Below are 16,521 nucleotides of genomic sequence, written 5' to 3'. Positions count from 1 at the left end.
TCTATTACGATAGTATGGTGGGAATGTTATGTGATATTCACCATAAGGTGAAGGTCATATTTTCTGTTTCTCTGCCATTGTGTAATAAATCCCTTTTCGGGCGTACAGTTCAGCCGGACTGCCCTGCTCTACAATTTGTCCCTTCTCAACAACCAGGATGATATCCGCACTCTTCACAGTGGACAGCCGGTGTGCGATCACCAGTATAGTCTGCTTCCCCTTCAGGTTCAGTAAGGTATCATTTAGGTCACTCTCCGTAATGGCATCCAGAGCTGAGGTATACTCATCCAGCATGAGAATCCGGGGTTCATTCATAAATGCCCTGGCTAATAGAATCCGCTGGATTTCGCCACCAGAGAGATTGTCTCCGTGGCCCTCGACCTTCTTATCATATTGCTCAGGCATGGCTTGTACGAATGAGTTCACCTGGGCAAGATCAACAGCAGCATTGAATTTGAGCCATGTCTCTTCATTCATATCTTCCTTTTGCAGCGGGTAAATAATGTTGTCCAGAATGGACTTATTCCATAGCACTCCCTTTTGCGGGGAATAGCCGACATATTGTCTGAGTTCATGAATATCCAGCTCCTTGATCGGTACGCCGTCCAGGCATATCTCTCCTTCATCAGGCTCTATGTACCTGTGGATGAGCTCGAACATCGTAGATTTCCCTGAGCCGCTTAAACCAATAATTCCCACGAAGGCTCCTGGCTGAATGTCCAGATTGAAGTCTGTGATCCCAAAAGAATCATCAGGAGCGTACCGGTAGGATACATTTCTCATCTGCAGAAGGGTGACACGGCTATAATCAGGAGCTCTAGCTCCCGATTCGATTTTCTCCAGTTCAAGGATGTCATTCAGGTTATTTATAATAACCGTCATACGGCTCCTATCCATATTCAGCGTAAACAGCGACTTGAAAATGTTATATAACCTTGGAAGAATAACAATGAAGGCCAGCAACGTGCCAGGTGAGATTCGGCCTTTCAGGATCAGGTACAGACTATAGCCGTAAATGATACCTGTAATTAAGGATATGACCGTATCCGCAACAAGGTTCAACACCACATGATGAAACAACCGGGACTGCCTGGATATCTTCCACACTTCGTCATTCCATTCACTCCATCGTTTCTGCTCTGCCTGATGTCCGTTACACCTGTGTACCGCCTTCAGATTTGTGAAGAAATCATTTAAATAACAAAGTCCCTTGTCCAAAATGCCATGATACTGTTTATCCAGCCTCTCTGTTTTGCTCCTGAAGCGCCTGAACCCATACATACATAGCGGAAATGAGAGCATGGCCGCGAGAGTAAGCTCTGCACTCATCGAGAACACGATCCACAGGGTAGCGATCAGCAGAATAGCATTCGATACGATGGACATGAGGGTATCTACCACGAAAATTTCACACAGCATCCCCACCTGTAAGGTGATCCGGTTAATGATTTCCCCCCTGCCGATGCTGTCTACCTTTCGTGGCCGGGTCTGGAGTAGATCAGAAAATAGCCGGAGGCGAAGATTCTTGGATAAATGGTTGCCGAGCTCATTATTGTAATAAGAGGTGACACTGTTTAAGGCGGCGTAAATAACAGGAATTAGAATGAGCAGCAGCATATAGAATGCAGCCGTACCGATCTGCTTACCAGGCAGGATATCGTCAAATAAGTCTTTGAACAGGAGGGGCTGAAGAGTTGAGACGAATGCGGCTGAGATGTTGAAGAGCAGAATCAAAAAAAGGGTTCCCTTGCTTTTAGACAATATCTCCTTAATCAATGTCCGGGTTGGATTCATAAGTCCGCAGAACCTCCTTCAAAGGGCGCAGCTTATGTAATCATAACGGATCGGAAATATGAATTTAACCTGACTAATCATAGACAATCACCTGTCAGATTATAGGATTAATGTCGGTTTACGGTCGCCAAAAAGCCAGCGTCCTTTAGGATTCGCTGGCTTGTGACTGTGAACAGCTATTTACAAGAATTAATGCGGAACCTGCGTCCAGTACCCCCGGCTGAAGGCGATTGTGCCGTCATAATCAATGTACACACCGGCAATCAGGGGATTACGGAGAATACCGACCACATAATTATGAAGCGGCAGCATGACTGCTTGGTTCATAAGCAATTGCTCCGCCTTGGCATACAGCTCCACCCGCTTCGCGGCATCGAAGGTCTGCTCTGCCTGCTTCACGTACTGGTCGTACGTCTTGTTAGACCAGCCTGAATCGTTGTCGGCGCTGTCCGAACGGAAGTAATTCAGGAATGTGGACGGATCATTGTAATCCGCGGACCAGCCTGCGCGGGCAACCTGGAAGGTGCCGCTTTGCCGGTTGGCCAGGACAGTCTGCCAGCTCTGCGCTTTGATGGTGGCGGTTACGCCGAGCTTTTCATTCCATTGCTTCACAAGCTTTTTTGCTATTGCCGCATGGTCGTCCCCCTCATTGACAATAACGGTGAATGGCGGCAGCTTTGTCAGATTCTCTTGCTTGAGTCCTTTAGCCAGCAATTCCTTGGCCTTGCTCAAATTTGCCCCATTGTACGCGGCATCACTGATCTCTGAACGGTATTGTGCTTTGGAGCCGAAGAGAGTCCAAGGCACGAAGCCATAGGCGGGAATGCTCATTGACATAACTTTCCGGTCCACAGCCAAGGCCAGCGCTTTACGGATATTGAGGTTGGTGAAGGGCTTCTGCTTCAGATTGAACTGATAATAGTAAGTGGAGGCATAAGGTGCGTACGTATAGTAATTCTCCGCTACCGTATCCTTGTATTTATAATCAAGCTCTGTATTGCCGCCGCCGGTCCAATCCACCTCTTGATTGACGAAGGCCTCTGTCGCATTTTCTGACTCCAGACCCAGCGGGGACAGCAGAAGAACCTCGCTCAGACGAATGGACGAAGCATCGTAATAATAGGGATTTTTGACCAGCTTGATCTCCATGATACTCCGGGATTGTAACTGAAAAGGCCCATTGGAAATACTTGCAATCTCCTTTTCCTCCTGTGACACCGGGTAGTATACCGGCTCGGCCAGAAGCGACGGGAAATAAGCATATTTGCCCTTCAGTGTAACCTGAAGAGTGTTATTATTAACTGCCTTTACCCCTACCTTGGCAAAATCCTTCTGCTTACCGGTATGATAGCTCTCTGCCCCGGCCACATAGAACATTTTGTACAGATTCCCTGCCTCTAACCCCGGAGTAAGGGCCTTCTTCCAGGCATATACGAAATCGTAGGCCGTCAACTTCTTACCGTTGCTCCACTTTGCATCCGCCCGCAGCTTGAACGTGTAAGTCTTTCCGTCTGCGCCGACCGTCCAGGACTGGGCTACACCGGGAACCGGCTTGCCGTTCTTGTCCAGCCGAACCAGGCCTTCATACAACGCTTTGATGACGGTTGCCTTGTCCCTATCTGCGCTGTCGATACTCGGCGGGATCAGCAGGATCGGCAACTCATCCATACCGATTCGCAGCACCTGCTTCTCTGCTGCTTCTGACGAGACGCCGCCAGGCACGGCCCCCAGCACCGTCAGCAGAACAATCAGCATGGTTATCCAACATTTCTTCATTCTAACTTCCCCTTAACGATGTATTTGTCGCATCCCTCCCATCTTAACACATACGGTAAACTTTACCTTGTGAACAATATCAGCCATCGGGGCTCTATTTCCCTGCTGCCGCAGCTTCATTCTCCAGGTAAAGCACCTTTGCCTTCTTGTCATAGGCGATCAGCTCCGCATATCTGCCCCAGTCGATCACAATATCCAGTTGAAGAGCGGCTTCTTCTGCTCCAAAATGCTTTTCAAAAATCTCCACGAAAAAGGCCCCTTCCATTTTGTTATTTGATTTCGATTGCAGAATCCAGATGATTTTCTCCATGATTGGAACATGCTCCAGCACCTGGTCTTTAAAAATTTCCTTCCGGAAGAGAACACTGGCATTGGCAAACTGGCATCCTGCCTCTGTCAACCCGATATCTCCATGCACCACTGTAGCAAATTGCAGCATTTCCACCGCCTCGACGATGGGCAGGAAATCCTCCAGCTTCAGACTTAATTGATCCGCTAGTTTGTACAAGTCCACTTGCTGCCCCAGGTCGTCAATCAGTTCAATGAAGCCTGTGAGGGCACCTGCCGGAACTGGTGGAATTTTCTCAATGGTATTGTCCTTTTTTTCCGCCGGACCGGCAGATTTCACTTCCCTTTGGGTCAGTATGGAATAGATGCGGTCCACAAGCGAGGTGAACTGCGGATCTTGTTTATCCCTCCAGTGCGCCATGGGAATGGGAATATCGGAGATTACACGGGCAGGGTCTCTAGACAAGACGATGGCCCGGTCCGACATGTAGACGGCTTCTTCAATACTATGTGTAACCATAATGATGCATTGGGTAGGGATTTTGCGCTCCGTCCACAATTCCAGCAAGTCGCGCTTCAGGTTTTCTGCAGTCAATACGTCAAGAGCCGAGAATGGTTCATCCATCAAAAGGATATCCGGTTCCATGACCAAAGCCCGGCCTATACCCACGCGCTGCCGCATCCCGCCGGACAATTCTTTGGGGTAGGCTCCTTCGAATCCGTCAAGGCCGATCATATCAATGACTGAGAGGGCTTTACGCATTTTGTCGGCTTCACGTAACGGTTTATTCTCCAGTCCCAGCTTCACATTCTCCAGGACTGTAAGCCAAGGAAACAACGCAAACGATTGGAAGACCATCCCGACGCCCGGATTGGTTCCGGCAATCTCTTGTCCATTATAGAGAACCGTGCCTTGTGAAGGAGGGACAAGACCTGCAATGATGCGCAGGAGAGTCGATTTCCCTGAACCTGAAGGTCCCAGTATGGAGACCAGCTCGCCCTCCTTAATCTTGATATTAATATCCTCCATAATGCTCACACTTGCCTGCTTCGGCTGATCATAACGTTTGCTGATCTGCTGTAATTCAATCAGTGTTTTTCTCATCATCGGCACCTCTAGTCCATGTGATATTTATTTTCGGCTAAAACATACAGCCTGCGCCACACCAGGCGGTTCACAATTACAACGAGCAGGCACATGACAAGTATTCCCCAGATAATCTCCGGCCAGTTGCCGTTAGTAGTGGCCTCAGCGATGAACGTACCTAGTCCGGCTGCCTGAAGATCTTGATCCTTCCAGGATACGATTTCGGAGACAATGCTGGCATTCCAGGCGCCTCCGCTTGCCGTGATGCAGCCGGTTACGAGAAATGGAAAGACAGCCGGAAGAATCAGCTTCTTCCAGGTCTGCCAGCGTGTCAATTTCAAAGTCACCGTGACTTCCTTAAGATCGGAAGGAATGGCCATCGCTCCGGCAATGACATTAAATAATACATACCATTGGGTACCCAGCATCATCAGCGGAATTGCCCCGATCTCCATCGGGATCCCGAACTTCAAGTACAGAATCGTGAATATCGGGAATGCCATGTTCGCCGGAAAAGAAGACAATACCTGCACAACAGGCTGAACCATCCGGGACAGCCGCGGATTCGTTCCAATGAATACTCCGACGGGCAGGGTCCAGATCACTGCCAGAAGAGTCGAAACGACAACCCTTAACCCGGTCAGCAGACCGAGGTACACCACATGGATCAGCTCGCTCCAGCTTAATTGGGCAATCTCAAGAATACCCGAATACAAATATCTCAGCATTAGTGCAGCAGCAGTAAGCAGAATCAGCCATTTGAAGATTTTCTTTATACCTGGCGGGACCTGTGGCAATTTCACCTGCGAGCTTGTGGCTGAGAGCCGTAAGAATCCGTCATGAACCCCTCGGCGCAGCTTACGGTTAAGATAATGAACAAAGCTGGCCCGCTTCAGAAGGTTCAATACCCATGAGGTTGGAACCTCTCCTGCTTCCGTCTGTTCATTCTTGAATTTCTGACTCCAGGCCACAATCGGACGCCAGAAGAATTGGTCTACCAGCACAATCAGCACAACCATCGTCAGGATCGCATAGATCAGAGCCTTAATATTGCCGTCATCTGCGGCCAAGGCCATGTATGTCCCGATTCCGGGCAAATGGAGATCCTGGTTCAGCACGCTGATCGACTCGCTGGCCGCCAGGAAAAACCATCCCCCGCCAAACGACATCATGCTGTTCCAGACCAAGCCAATCATCGAAAAAGGCGCTTCCAGCTTCGTGAAACGATGCCATCCGCCCAGCTGGTTCATTGCGGCAGCCACATTCAATTCGCGCGGGATCGTCTTAAGGGAATGATAGTAGCTAAGTGTCATATTCCAGACCTGACTGGTGAAGATAGCGAAGATCGAAGCAAATTCCACGCCCAGCAGGCTTCCCGGAAACAAGGCCATAAAAGCCAGTACAGTGGCCGACAGAAACCCCAGCACCGGCACGGATTGCAGGATATCAATGGCGGGAATCATAAATTTCTCTGCAGTCCGGTTATATGCCGCGATGCGGCCGTACACGAAGGTGAATAGTAAGGATGCTGCAAAAGCAATAAACATCCGCAGAAGCGAACGGCCAGCATAGTAAGGAAGCCATTTAGGGTCCAGGCTCAGGGAGGACAGTTCATCCGGATCTAAAGGCACCTGCATACCCGAGCCTAACTTTGCTGCGGCATAGAGAATAGATAACAGCAGGGAAATCACGAGAATATCTGCCCAGCCGAATGCTCTTTTCTCGTTACCCTTATGGAAATAATTCAATTGCATAGAGAACAACTCCAATCTGAGCGAAATAAAAAAACTCTCCACTGCATCAGCAGGGAGAGTTGCACATTCCTTCATTCATGAGAAATATAGGGCTGTCCGATTCAGTCATCCAGAGGGCCCTGAAAACAGACTGAATAAGACAGACCTATACTGCAATAGGAAAGGTTGTGCTTCCTGCTTGAACAGAACATTAGGTTCATAAGACTGCATATTCTTCGACTACTACTGTCCATTTCCAGTCACCCCCCTTCACATAATGGTCTAGTATGAACTACATGTCACGTGGCGTAATTAACAATAATGGCTTCTCCGGTACGTTCATCGTAGGCAATCCATAGCTCATCCCCGGCTTCAACCCCATATACCGGTTCAATGGATTGCTTCACCCGGTAGGTCTTTCCGTGACGTTCCACGGTGATACTGGCGAGCGGCCGGTCGCCGGTCGTTCCCCGGTAATCAACCGAGAGAACGCTGGCACTGCCTTGCTTGCCTTGCAGAAGCCGCGACTGCACTGCGACCTCCTCCGGCTTCGCAGTCACGGGAACTACCGCGCCCACGGAGACTTCCAGATGCTCCGGAACGAACTGGCTGTTCACCTTGCGCAGACGTTCCTCTCCGTTCAATATCACAATCTCCAATAACAGCAGCTTCTGGCCGGCAATCTTCACCGGAAACTTCTCAATCCTTGTAATTTCAGCTTCTAAAGTGAGCTGGGTCGCCTGATCCCTCAGCTCCGAAGGACCATATCTCAGCAAACGGGCGTTGCCGCCTGTAACGATCAGGTCTGCCCGTTCTCCGGTACGGTAGACGAAGCCGGAAGGCTGCACCACAGGCACACTGTAGCTTTGGCCTGCTGCCTCAAAGTGCAGCAGCAGTGCTTGCCCGCGGTTTACAGGTCCGCAGGCTTCTATCTGTCTTAAGACCGCATCATGAATGATCCGGGGCGGCGCCTGGTTCTTAAGCTCGCTCTCCCGTACCAGGATCGCCTTATGCTTGCTCCGGTTATAGCTAATCATCACCTGATCGCCTGGACGGATCGGGTTAAGATAAGAGATGACCTGCTTGATCTGGACTTCCTTACTTTGGCCCTGGTCCGTGAAACGGACGGTAAGCCGGACCTGTGGTTGTTCGTTGACCAGCATCCCCGTCTCGGCCAGATTCATAACCGTGCCTTGAATCAGAACCCCCTCGGCCAGCTTCTGCCACCGCTTGCGGATGAGAAGCTGTGGCAGCCAGAGTAGTCCCACCACCGTCAGTAAAGGAATAACGAGCCAGATCACCCAGTTCACAACCAGGGCATTCCATGTCAGCACATAGCTCTTGAAGGTCGCTGCAGATAATTGATCCTCCCCGGCAGCCATCTGCCATTGCTGCAGCTCCCCGTTGCTGATCTGTCCGCTAAGCCCCTCCTTGACAAGCAGCCAGCCTCCCAATGAATCAGGACTTGAATAGTACAGTGTATCATTATTCGCTTCTTTATAGAAGCTCAGCTTCGGATCTTGCAGCTGATCGTAGGATAACGTCTTAAGCGCGGCATTGACATTCGTAAATTCCCCGGTCTGCCCCTGATACAAATAACCATGTACGGCACCATTGATTTCATCTTCCGTGGTGGACCCGGCAATCAGCGTCTCCTGGTCGTTCAGCGGGAAGAGCCTGGCCTGATAGACCGGCTCCGGGGTCTTGACGGTATCTCCCCAATCGCCCGTAGCCCCGTTATAATATTGCACCTGCCCGGGATATTCGGTGCTTACCCGCAGAAGCCGGGTAATGTCCAGTCCGAACTGTGCGGCGAACTCCTGCCCTATCCGATTCAGAGCTTCGGGCGTACTGTCTTGCTCCCCCTTCAGCGCAAGGAGCGGTGTTCCGGCCTTGCCGAAGAGGGACGAAGCGTAGGCGGTGCGCCCATCCTTGAGGCCCACTTCATAGACAGGGAAGGAATAACCGTCCTGGAAGCTGAAGGAGGCTTCGCGGATTGAGACTGGCCGTGCAGGAAGATCGGATGATCCGTTCAGATTCGCGTAATGGAGCTGAGCCTGGCTGACTTCCGCCACATGGACCGCTGCGCTTTTATCCGCCCCGGCGAACAGTAATCTACCCCGCCACTCATGACCGTCCGAGCTCAGAAAGGTCGGAATATTAAAGCTTCCCTGCACCAGCTCTTTCGCGCCATCCGCCGGATCAATAACATTTACCTGAAGCCCCGTTGTATCCTTGGTTGCAACCACCAGCTTACCAGCCTGATAAGAGACCAGCCGCTGCCGGTGGATGTCCGAGCGCAGCTCCACCTCCTGCTCAGCCTTATGGGTTCCAGTGTCATACAGCGTTCCCGTGAAGCCGTTGCTGCTGTCCGTGAGCGCAAGCACCTTCTTGCCCTGGTCCAGATAGTACAGCGCTTTGACCGGGAGCAGGCGATCCTCTGCACTGCGGACGTAACCGGAATAATCGTTCCAGACCAGGATGCTAAGGATGACAGCAGGAATCCAGAATATTAGAATAAATAAGGAAAATAATGATTTTCTCATCGCCTTCTCGCTCCTCTGCACGTTACAAGCTGCGTATATACGTCATAAACTGCAATGTATGTAGGGTGATTGGCGCAAATAAGCCCTTGGCTACATGCATACTATAACCTTCACCTGAAGGTTATAGTATGAATCGGCCAGAGGCTTGGAATTTAACGATACTCAGGCATCCCGTCTGCGGTATACTACCACCGCTGCTGCAATAAAGATCAATGCCCATGCTATGGTAATTCCGGTCCCTTGCATAGGTGTAAGGACATTTATAGCATCCGGGGAAGGCGGCGTATACATATAATATCCCGCCTTATCCGGCAAATAGCCGCGCAGCCAATCTCTCGACAATGGACTGACAATGAAATAATAACCGAGCAGCACCACTACGGCAGGGGTGGTGCGTCTTAATATAGCACCTACCGCTGCACTGAGCAGTGCGGTTAAGGTAAGATAGCCAGTTGCACCTGCTAAGGTCTGTATCACTGTGCCTATTTCCGTCATTAATGCAGTGTCTCCCAGCATGATAAAAGCATATAGCACGCCGGAAGCAGCAGTAATAAACGCCGCAGGAATGGTAATCATCGCTAGTGCCAACATTTTCACGGATATTTGAACACCCCGCCAGGGCATCGCAGTTAGAGTCGTTCGAATCTGCCCGCCGGTATACTCCGAACAAGTGGCCAAGATCCCAAGAATGATAAACCCTGCCTGAAGATATCCCATTGAAGCAAGTCCTGTGTTTAGAGTGTTTTGCGTTCCTGTTGTCTCTTGTAAACTCACAGAAGTAAAAGCTGCGGTTAGCGCTATATTAAGAATGAATGTACCCATAAGAGTGAGCCGTATCAACGGCAATGTACGAAATTTATCCAGCTCAGCACCAAGGATGGGTGTGATCCTTCTTCCAGATGAGACTCTCATGCTGCAACGTCCCTCCTACGGAACACAATAGCTGCAGCAATGACAATAACGGCTACCCAGGCAAACATGACTAAGCCGCCTGTGAGCGGGGTGAGATAACTTTCAAATAAACTGCCTGTACCCGGGGTGTGAGCGCTGCCGCTTGTAAACATAAACATCTCAAAGCCGGCCCGGTCTGGCAAGTAAAAAGCAAGCTTGGTAACCTTGTGCAGCAGGACACTGAAGGATACAACGGATGAATTGATAATGAGCACAGCAAGCGGGATAATGCCATTCCTGGTCAGCAAAGTCATCCCAAATGCCAACAGTGCCGTGAAGGTCCAGTAACATACTGCCCCGGCAAGTCTGGATCCTTCAAATGCAGGGGTATATTCACCCAGAATAAGATGTGTTGCTGACACCGTGGTTAGAATAGCCACCATACTAAGCAGGATGCTGATCACTGTCACAGCGCCTGCTTTGGCCAGCAGGAAATGAAGCCGGGAGGAAACAGCCGTTAAGCTTGTGGTCATCTGTTGTCCTCCGCCAGTCTCACTGCTCTCTGCCGCATATTCACTGCTGACTGCCAGCACGCCAAGAATAATAACGCCTTGTACACCAAGGCCCAATCCGCTATAGCCCATTTCGGGCAGCCGTGTGCTGACTCCAGCTATAATCGCCTCTTTTTCTGCTATAGCGTCCAAGGCAGCAATGACCGCCGGGGCCACTGCGCCAATAACCACGGCCAGCCAAATGCCCGGCAGGGAGAACAATTTGGATAGTTCCGCCTGGAATGCTCTCATACACCGTCACCAGCCTTTTCCGTTGTCAGGGCAAAAAAGGCTTCCTCCAGCGAGGAATGGCGGCCTATTACTTCCTGCAAGGTTCCAGCTGCAACGATGGTTCCCTGCTTAATAATCACCACATCATCCACGGTCTCTGCAAGCTCGCCCATTAGATGGCTGGATAATAACACTGTATGTCCAGACTCTGCCCGTTTACGCAAAAAAGTCCGAATCCAGCGGATTCCTTCCGGGTCAAGACCGTTGACAGGTTCATCTAAAATCAATATGTCGGGATCGCCAAGCACTGCGGCTGCCATGCCAAGTCTTTTTCCCATCCCCAGGGAATAATTCCGGACCCTTTTGCCGGCGGCGTCAGACAGGCCTGTTAGTTCCAGAACTTCCTCGACCCGTGAGCGGGGCAAGCCTGCGGCGCGTGCGATCCAGCGCAAATGTGCCCGTCCTGTCCGCATAGGGTGAGCGCCGGAGCCGTCCAGGGCCGCACCTACTGTGGCCAGAGGATGATGTAATTCTGCGTATGGCTTGCCTTGAATGAGCGCGCTGCCGGAGGTGGCCCGGTCTAGTCCAAGCAGGATACGCAGGGTAGAGCTTTTACCCGCCCCGTTTGGCCCCAAGAAGCCTGTTACTCTCCCCGGACGGGCTTCAAAGCTGATCCCCGACAGAATTTGTTGAGATCCGCGACGTTTGACTAAGCTATTGATTGTTAGCAACCATAACACTTCCTTTCGGTTATGGCCCTAATTATAAAGAAGCAAGGTTACATCGCGGTGATCACGTTGTTTAATTCCGGGTTACTTTTAGGTTAAGCTCTGCCAATAGCTACTCTGGTGCCATTTTCACTGGATGTATAGTCAGCCTTCAGCTTCATGGTGTTCAGCATATATTGGGATATGGATAACCCCATCCCTGCCCCCCGTTCATAGGATGAGCGTTCCATCCCCGGGCCCCGGTCGGCAACAATGATCAATTCTTGTTCTACATCTACGACAATGCTTGCATATTTCCCCTCTGCGGCATGGCGGACAATATTCTGGAATACATTATCCAGCACCCGTGTCATCCACCCAGGATCTGCTTCCCAATAAAAGGTCTCCTCTGCCGGTATATCAACATCCAGCTGAATGTCATGTTCTTCAAATACCGGATACCACGCAGCGACAGACGCTCTGACTAAACGTCCAATATCTGTGGAGACGGGCTTAAAAGGATGTTTTCCTGAGGTAAGCAATGTATAGGACAGCAGATCATCCATCAGCTCTCCGACTCTTGTAATCGTATCGTTCATCTCTGTTAAAGAGTCTTGTCCTTCTTCACTTATGGATTCTTTATTTAATCTGGTGATATGTCCCCGCAGAATGGTAAGAGGCGTCCGCAAGTCGTGAGACAAATTCGCAATAAGCCGGTGCCGCAGACCTTCCTCTTCATGCTCCCGCTTGCGGCTGTCTTCAAGCTGCTTGATCATCCGGTTGAAAGAACCGCCCAACTGGTCTATTTCATCCATGCGATCCTTTTGAATTAGGACAGGCTCTGTCCACGAATCAGCAGCGGGAGTAGCGGACATAGCTTCTTGTAAGCGGGTCAGACGTCTGCGTAGTCTCCAGAAGAACAGCCAGGATAGCACAACGAATGCCACGATAATACAAGTGAACAATAGCACTGTAACGTAAAATAGGTTCAGCGTATTGAGCCGTGGCTCGTGCTCAGAAGACCCAAAGAATGATGAGAAGACCAACAGCACAAGCGGTGGAAGAAGGATAAACAGAAAGTGCAGCTCTAGAAAATGGCGAAATAAGGATCTTGGCTGCTTCATAGCTTCACCCGGTAGCCGATTCCCTTCAGCGTCTCAATGATCTCCGGCGCTTCCGGGTCACGCTCCAGCTTGTGCCGCAGCCGGTGGAGATGTACCAGCAAGGTCTTGTCGCCAGGGATATAGGCTTCCTCCCAGACGGCTTCATAGATTTGTTCCTTCGGCAGCACTTGATTAGGATGGCGCAAGAAATACATTAGGATCTGATGCTGCTTCCCTGTCAATAGGATCTCTTCTCCTGTGCGCTTGTCATAGACTGTCTGAAGCTTCGTATCTACTTCAATATGAGTACCCAGCCTAATACGGTCCGAAGTGATTCCGCCGCTCCGGCGGATTAATACCTCTAATCTTGCAACCAGTTCATCCGTATGGAAGGGCTTGGTCAGATAATCATCAGCAAATTGTAAGCCTTCTACCTTATCGTCGATTGCGGTTCTAGCAGTTAACAGCAGAATAGGAACGGAAGGCGCTGCCTTTTTTAACCGTCTGCCCACAGTGAATCCGTCTAAGCCGGGCAGCATAATATCCAGAATAACGAGGTCATGCTCATTGACTTCTTGTTCGGCGCCTTCGCCGGACAGCAGCCACCGGACGGAGAATCCGCGCTGTTCCAGTTCATCTTTCACCCAGCGGCCTATTTTCTCATTATCTTCAATATAGAGTACGTTTTTTCTCAAGTGATTTCCTGCTCTCTATGGATCTGTGACTCTCCCTTCTTATTATACTGATTAATTAACTCATCCAATACCCTGGATTGCTTAAGTACAGCAGGATGCTGAAGATCATGATGTTTCTCCGCCAGAAGGTGAAGCCGGTTACGGGCACGTTCGATACGGACTTGTACGAGCATATTTCTGTTCACCATAGAATCCTCCCTTTACGCTATCTTAGGATTTTATGACAGATAATAGGATATCTGTTTGATTGCACAAAAAAAGGTGCCCCCGAAACTTCAAGAGCACCCTTGTATATTTTCGCGAAAATGATTAAGTTCCCCAGCCATGCGTCAGTGTAGTCACCAAGGTTAACGTCGTTGAAATAACAATTGAAACACTACAGAGCGTCAAGAAGAATAAGACTTTTTTTCGCATTGAGCTGATACACCTCACTTGATAGATTTTTGAATCTTTCCTGCAGTTCCTGATCCGCAAATTCCCTATATTGCTCATATAGAGTCATACAGACAAGGATATTTTTGCTGCTATTGATCGTAATGGATATTTCCAAGCCTTTCAATAAAGTGTTCAACGCCTGCTCCTTACTCTTGCTATGATTGAAAAGATAGATCGCCAGATCAATGAGGAATTGCGCATAGCTCTCTTGCAGAATGGCCTGCTTGTAATCGCCGAACTCTCTCTTGTTGGATTGATAAGGTATGTATGGCGCGAACCGCTCTAAGATGCTGTCAACATTAAGCTTAAATACATTTGCCGCTTGAAGGATATAACGCACTGCCACAAATATTTCATTCTCTTGAAGCGCTATATAGTCTGCATACTCATGTATTACATCCAATTCTCCGGACATTAACCGGTACAGATAAGTGTTAGCAACCGCCCAATCCGTAAATTGTGCAATGATCTGCCGGGATTGTTCATCGTTCTCCTGTACCCAGTGCTCGGCATTTGCATACAATTGTACAAAGGATAAGGCCCGTTCGTAATCGCCACACGCTTCGCTGGTTTTAGATCTGGCTAAGTATGCGTACAGGATATAATAGTAGAAAGGTTGTTCAGGACACTTCAACCCTTCTTCTATTGTGTCAGATCGGCGGCCTTCCAGCTCATATTGAACGGATGCAATGCTGTGCATTTCCTTAGCAAGTTCGTCTACTTTTGTCCACTTGTGCACCAGACCATAAATATGCATTAGCTGTTTCAATGCATCGAGCTGATCGGCTGCGTCTAAGCGGTTTACATACAACTCAAATTGAGCAGCTGCGCATAATTTCTCCTCCAGATCCTCTTGTTCTTCTATTTCAATCCGAAATATCCGGTACTGACATAACGCTAACCGTTCGGAATGCTGATACTTCTCGGCTTCGCTCACACCTTGATACAGTATCCTTGCAGCTTGGCGTTTATTGTCCCAATAAAAATGTTCAGCGAATTCAAACAGTACAGATGCATAAGACAAATCCTCCAGCAGACGGTTCACAACCTGTTCAAGACAATCCAAACGTTCTAATTCTGCAGAGCGGAAAATAAAGGGTCGTATCCGCCTCATGGAGACTACAAAAGAGAAGCATTCATCTATGTAGTCTTCAAAAAAATAGTCTTCCGGCAGCTTCATTCCAGCGGTAATTGCAACAAGTTGTGCCATAGAGATTGGATGGTTGCCTTTTAAAATCCGGCTGAGCGTACCTGAATTGATACCCGATAACTCGGCAAAATGTGAATGTATCATTTGATTTCTGTTCATGTACGCGAGCAGTTCTTCCCGGATAGAATTTACCGATCCCAAACCATTACACCTCCTTCCATAAAATAGGATTAAAAGCATACGTATAGTTGATACTAAGGTTGAATCAAACGGCGGTCAATATAAAGGGATATTTTACTATTTAATCCGTTTACATCTAATATTATATACTGAAAAAATTATAACGCAATATATTTCGTGTATTATAAAGCGTTAAATTAACTGGTTTCCTCCCCTATCATAAAAACATACCGAAAAGTTGAGGGAGATATTGCATTTTGAGGATAAAGGATGCACGAAAAGCCGCAGGGTATACCCAAGAATCCATCGTACATCAGATTAATGACACCATGAAATGCACCTTGCGCAACTACCAGAATATTGAGTACGGTGTGGTACTCCCGAATGTTACATTGGCGCTTCTAATCAGTCACTTGTTTGGCGTTGATCCCCGTGAAGTAGATGAATGGAAATACTCAAATCACAGTGCAGATGCGCAAAAAAATGGCAATTGAATGTCCATTGTCAATTTTTTTCACGGCAAGAGGTTCATTTTATACGCAAAAAACCACCAGTGAAGGTTCTGAACCTTCACTGGTGGTTTTTCTTTTCTCTCCACGTTAACCGATGCTCTCAATAATAACATTCTCTCCGAAATCATCACTTACAAGAATTTCAATTAATTTAGATGCGGTGTATTCCGGCGTTTGCAGCTTGCCTTCCTCAGAGAGTTGAATGAATTCGTCCACATACGGGAAAAGCTCTTTGCTTACGGATCGTATATCCGATTGTAAAGCAGTATCAATCATGCCCGGATACACCGCCGCGACTTTGGCCGGATATGTAGCCAGCTTCTGCTCGATGTCTATACTCTTTGTAAAAGAGTCTAAACCAGTTTTTGAAGTACTGTAACAGCTTTGCGAGGGTAAGATGTATTTCGCAGAAGCTGAGGAGATATTCAGGATTCTTTTGTCCACATTCATATGCTTAGTCAGCTTTAGATAGTTGGAGGTAATTACCATCGGCGCTAACAGATTTAAGTGGATATTCTCGATTATTTTCTCCGTTTCCAGCATTTCTATTGGGCTTACAGGAGTCAGCATGGCGGCATTATTGATCAGATACACGGCTTCATTGCTGGCATCAAGATCTATTGGACCGAAGATATCTTTGATAAGCGGATCAATCTCCCTAATATCGGTTAAATCAGCCTTCAAATAATCCAAGGGGCAATCCATTTCCTTCGCCCGGTCGATGATCCCTTGGTTAGCCGTTCTGGATATGCATATCAGATGGTGGGACTTATTGATTAATTGATGAGCCAATGCTTCGCCGATCCCTCTGGACGTACCTGTAATAATAATATGTTTCAAGA

General features: G+C 48.7%; 14 protein-coding genes. 1 reads left to right on the top strand and 13 read right to left on the bottom strand.

Annotated elements, in window-relative coordinates:
- Positions 1-54: 54 nt before the first annotated feature.
- From KDC22_RS16905 to KDC22_RS16850, 12 genes are all read right to left on the bottom strand, one after another.
- The gene (locus KDC22_RS16905; protein WP_211719735.1) at positions 55-1,794 is read right to left on the bottom strand and encodes an ABC transporter ATP-binding protein; all 1,740 of its coding nucleotides are present in this window, start codon (positions 1,792-1,794) and stop codon (positions 55-57) included.
- 189 nt (positions 1,795-1,983) lie between these two features.
- On the bottom strand, positions 1,984-3,570 hold the full coding sequence (locus tag KDC22_RS16900; protein WP_211719734.1) for a peptide ABC transporter substrate-binding protein: 1,587 nt from the start codon (positions 3,568-3,570) through the stop codon (positions 1,984-1,986).
- A gap of 94 nt (positions 3,571-3,664) precedes the next feature.
- Complete coding sequence (locus KDC22_RS16895; protein ID WP_246552688.1) at positions 3,665-4,966, bottom strand: ABC transporter ATP-binding protein; 1,302 nt, start codon at positions 4,964-4,966, stop codon at positions 3,665-3,667.
- Between the two features lie 8 nt (positions 4,967-4,974).
- Positions 4,975-6,699: an ABC transporter permease gene (locus tag KDC22_RS16890; RefSeq protein WP_211719733.1), complete on the bottom strand. Its 1,725-nt coding sequence runs from the start codon at positions 6,697-6,699 to the stop codon at positions 4,975-4,977.
- 278 nt (positions 6,700-6,977) lie between these two features.
- On the bottom strand, positions 6,978-9,224 hold the full coding sequence (locus KDC22_RS16885; protein ID WP_211719732.1) for a hypothetical protein: 2,247 nt from the start codon (positions 9,222-9,224) through the stop codon (positions 6,978-6,980).
- Positions 9,225-9,386: 162 nt separating this feature from the next.
- Positions 9,387-9,800, bottom strand: a complete 414-nt coding sequence (locus KDC22_RS33450) for a hypothetical protein (protein WP_246552686.1) — start codon at positions 9,798-9,800, stop codon at positions 9,387-9,389.
- Positions 9,801-10,132: 332 nt separating this feature from the next.
- Positions 10,133-10,918: an ABC transporter permease gene (locus KDC22_RS16875; RefSeq protein WP_211719730.1), complete on the bottom strand. Its 786-nt coding sequence runs from the start codon at positions 10,916-10,918 to the stop codon at positions 10,133-10,135.
- Positions 10,915-11,628, bottom strand: coding sequence for an ABC transporter ATP-binding protein (locus tag KDC22_RS16870; RefSeq protein WP_211719729.1), 714 nt, complete (start codon positions 11,626-11,628; stop codon positions 10,915-10,917). The genes KDC22_RS16875 and KDC22_RS16870 overlap by 4 nt, the downstream gene beginning before the upstream one ends.
- 92 nt (positions 11,629-11,720) lie before the next feature.
- The gene (locus KDC22_RS16865; protein WP_246552685.1) at positions 11,721-12,551 is read right to left on the bottom strand and encodes a sensor histidine kinase; all 831 of its coding nucleotides are present in this window, start codon (positions 12,549-12,551) and stop codon (positions 11,721-11,723) included.
- A 173-nt stretch (positions 12,552-12,724) separates the two neighbouring features.
- Positions 12,725-13,402, bottom strand: coding sequence for a response regulator transcription factor (locus tag KDC22_RS16860; protein ID WP_211719727.1), 678 nt, complete (start codon positions 13,400-13,402; stop codon positions 12,725-12,727).
- Positions 13,399-13,590 carry an aspartyl-phosphate phosphatase Spo0E family protein gene (locus KDC22_RS16855; RefSeq protein WP_173137320.1) on the bottom strand — a complete coding sequence of 64 codons (192 nt, stop codon included), beginning with the start codon at positions 13,588-13,590 and terminating at the stop codon, positions 13,399-13,401. The genes KDC22_RS16860 and KDC22_RS16855 overlap by 4 nt, the downstream gene beginning before the upstream one ends.
- 188 nt (positions 13,591-13,778) lie before the next feature.
- Complete coding sequence (locus KDC22_RS16850) at positions 13,779-15,146, bottom strand: helix-turn-helix domain-containing protein (RefSeq protein ID WP_211719726.1); 1,368 nt, start codon at positions 15,144-15,146, stop codon at positions 13,779-13,781.
- A 278-nt stretch (positions 15,147-15,424) separates the two neighbouring features.
- Between KDC22_RS16850 and KDC22_RS16845 the strand changes: the two genes are divergently transcribed.
- Complete coding sequence (locus KDC22_RS16845) at positions 15,425-15,661, top strand: helix-turn-helix transcriptional regulator (RefSeq protein ID WP_173137324.1); 237 nt, start codon at positions 15,425-15,427, stop codon at positions 15,659-15,661.
- Positions 15,662-15,766: 105 nt separating this feature from the next.
- On the opposite strand, the gene KDC22_RS16840 is transcribed toward KDC22_RS16845, so the two are convergent.
- Positions 15,767-16,519, bottom strand: a complete 753-nt coding sequence (locus KDC22_RS16840) for a (S)-benzoin forming benzil reductase (RefSeq protein ID WP_211719725.1) — start codon at positions 16,517-16,519, stop codon at positions 15,767-15,769.
- Positions 16,520-16,521: the final 2 nt, after the last annotated feature.

Source organism: Paenibacillus tritici (assembly GCF_018207515.1).
In the GTDB taxonomy this organism is placed as follows: domain Bacteria; phylum Bacillota; class Bacilli; order Paenibacillales; family Paenibacillaceae; genus Paenibacillus_AQ; species Paenibacillus_AQ tritici.
This window is presented reverse-complemented; position numbering and strand designations above follow the sequence as displayed.

Coding starts and splice junctions, on each gene's coding strand:
- KDC22_RS16905 (WP_211719735.1), bottom strand. CDS start 1,794: ATGAATCCAACCCGGACATTGATTAAGGAGATATTGTCTAAAAGCAAG.
- KDC22_RS16900 (WP_211719734.1), bottom strand. CDS start 3,570: ATGAAGAAATGTTGGATAACCATGCTGATTGTTCTGCTGACGGTGCTG.
- KDC22_RS16895 (WP_246552688.1), bottom strand. CDS start 4,966: ATGATGAGAAAAACACTGATTGAATTACAGCAGATCAGCAAACGTTAT.
- KDC22_RS16890 (WP_211719733.1), bottom strand. CDS start 6,699: ATGCAATTGAATTATTTCCATAAGGGTAACGAGAAAAGAGCATTCGGC.
- KDC22_RS16885 (WP_211719732.1), bottom strand. CDS start 9,224: ATGAGAAAATCATTATTTTCCTTATTTATTCTAATATTCTGGATTCCT.
- KDC22_RS33450 (WP_246552686.1), bottom strand. CDS start 9,800: ATGATTACCATTCCTGCGGCGTTTATTACTGCTGCTTCCGGCGTGCTA.
- KDC22_RS16875 (WP_211719730.1), bottom strand. CDS start 10,918: ATGAGAGCATTCCAGGCGGAACTATCCAAATTGTTCTCCCTGCCGGGC.
- KDC22_RS16855 (WP_173137320.1), bottom strand. CDS start 13,590: ATGGTGAACAGAAATATGCTCGTACAAGTCCGTATCGAACGTGCCCGT.
- KDC22_RS16850 (WP_211719726.1), bottom strand. CDS start 15,146: ATGAACAGAAATCAAATGATACATTCACATTTTGCCGAGTTATCGGGT.